At 36.1% G+C, this 2,069-nt stretch carries 1 protein-coding gene and 2 pseudogenes; 2 read left to right on the top strand and 1 reads right to left on the bottom strand.

Going from position 1 to position 2,069, the window contains the following annotated elements; translation table 11 throughout:
* Both Q5741_RS21385 and Q5741_RS21380 read left to right on the top strand, forming a co-directional pair.
* Positions 1-480, top strand: a pseudogene (locus Q5741_RS21385) (hypothetical protein); the annotation flags it as partial.
* Positions 481-522: 42 nt separating this feature from the next.
* On the top strand, positions 523-1,032 hold the full coding sequence (locus Q5741_RS21380; protein ID WP_305026133.1) for a hypothetical protein: 510 nt from the start codon (positions 523-525) through the stop codon (positions 1,030-1,032).
* A 706-nt stretch (positions 1,033-1,738) separates the two neighbouring features.
* Here Q5741_RS21380 and Q5741_RS21375 read toward each other — a convergent pair.
* A pseudogene (locus Q5741_RS21375) lies at positions 1,739-2,069 on the bottom strand (hypothetical protein); the annotation flags it as partial.

Genomic DNA, 2,069 nt, shown 5'->3' with positions numbered 1-2,069 from the left:
TGGACGCATAACTGTACGGGTGGGAATCTAGGCGGTCCTAGAGGCAGAAGCGGCGGTGGGGTCAATGGTTCCTTACGTGCTATGCCGGGGAGCAATTCCACATCGCCAAGGGGAAATATTAATATAGGAGTCGTCAGAAGTAGAATCAATATTGCTAATGGTCCTACTAGATTCAGCCTCTCTAGGAATGCTGGCTGGAAGCATGTAGCTGATCGTCATTTTTCTCCTGGAACAAACGCTGGACAATTTACAGTAAGCCAAAGTGAAGTAAAGGGTATATTACAGCAAAAGAGTACTATTAATACGCCGATAAGTTCTTCAACAAATGGGCAATATTCTCGCTTGGTTAATACAGGAAGAACAATAGGGACAGTAAAACCGAGTATACCTGCCTTCGGTGGTTCAACAACAAAATGGATGCAAGTTATTACTGATGTTAAAGGGAACCTAATCACTACTTACCCTGTCCCAGGTCCATAAAAATAAAAAGGAGGGCGGCTTATGCAACGGAGGATGAAAGATATGAAAGATATGTGGATTGAACTTAAAAAGGAAGTCCTCATTTTAAGAGATACAACTCCCCTCCGCTTTTTGGAATGTCTAATATACCTGATCAAAAATAATCAAAATATATTAATGACTTTTTTTACAAAAGAAAAACTGGAAACAGACATGTTTATTTTAAAATTTATAACTCAGCTTGATATAAAAGATTATTATGTAGGATCAACCGGAAATGATTATGAATTAATTATTAAAAAATCAATAGAGGAGGAACCGACTGATTATTATAGTTTTTGGAAATTTTTATCCAATATGGTTTTAGATCTGGTGGTATTTGTAACTGATAAAGTATGCCCGAATTGTAAAAGTGATCATTTAAGAGTATTAACGGACCGAGAACAAATTAATATATATCTTTACTGTGAAACATGTTTTTTATGTATCAGTGAAGTGGGTGAAAATGTCGAAGAAAAAGAATTACTACCAGCAAACATACAACTTATACAGAGCTGTAAGTGTAATTTTTAATTGGTGAATAAATAGAGAGCTGATCTATATTAAAAACATCTATTAAAGGACCCGAAGTTAAAAACAAAGGTGATTTCTGTATTAAGGATTGACATCTGATATGTGCAAGAGCCAAAGTAGTAGTTACAGCCTTTTTTAATTTGTGTTTTCTGATTTGTTAATAGGTATGTAGCTTATATCTCGGTATATTTGTCGAGTGACAAGAACATGATCACATTGAAAGTCGCTATTTTAGCGGCTTTTTTATTTTATCGGTACAAGACCGTGTCCCGAGCCAAGGACAGAAACTTGTACCGATTGTCGGAATGGACAAGAACATATCCCATTAACGTTTAAATGAAGGCCGGATTGCAAATCCCTTATTAGAGGTAGAAGTTGTTAATGGCACATCCATTCAATAACCCCGGATAACCTATAACAAAAGCTCGAAAAAATCATAAAATCTGTTTTTTTTAATTTCATATCAAAAAGGTTCCTGAGTGGAACTCGTACTCGTTTTCAATCGATCTTCCCGTTTTCAAGTAATCAACAGAAAAAGGCTCAGGCGATGTTTTCGCTCTGAACCTTTTCGACCGATACTTTCGGACTACTTTTACTATAGCATAGCATACGAGGCACGTTTATATTTGAAATTGTGAAGCAATTGTAGCGTATATATAATTAATTTCCGAAGAGGTTTTTTTCATTAACTATTATGAGATGGGGGTTATCCTAGGATCACTCTACGGAGTCTCTCAGCCAAAAATGTTTCTGTAGCATTAGGAACACCGATTTTAATTTGATCAAGTATATTCAGTACATCCTCATCTACTAGTGGTATGATAGTTCCTCGTCCGGCATTGTGTGAATCTCTACATCTACTTAAAAATAGATCCAGGTTTTCTATACTCCTACAGACAATGATTCCAAATCGACCACTATTAGGAGAGAACCTTCCTCCCATTTGATCAAGTTCAGGATTAGGATGTGTCTGAAAACTAAATATTATGGTAAGATTTGAGAAAAACGAATGGAGTAGCAAACATGAGTCAAAGACG

This window comes from Paenibacillus lacisoli, assembly GCF_030580655.1.
Lineage (GTDB): Bacteria > Bacillota > Bacilli > Paenibacillales > Paenibacillaceae > Paenibacillus > Paenibacillus lacisoli.
The sequence above is the reverse complement of the archived record's forward strand: the minus strand, read 5'-3'. Positions and strand labels throughout refer to the sequence as shown.

What these genes read in the sequence shown, in the direction of transcription:
- Q5741_RS21380 (WP_305026133.1), top strand. Translation starts at nt 523, where the DNA reads ATGAAAGATATGTGGATTGAACTTAAAAAGGAAGTCCTCATTTTAAGA.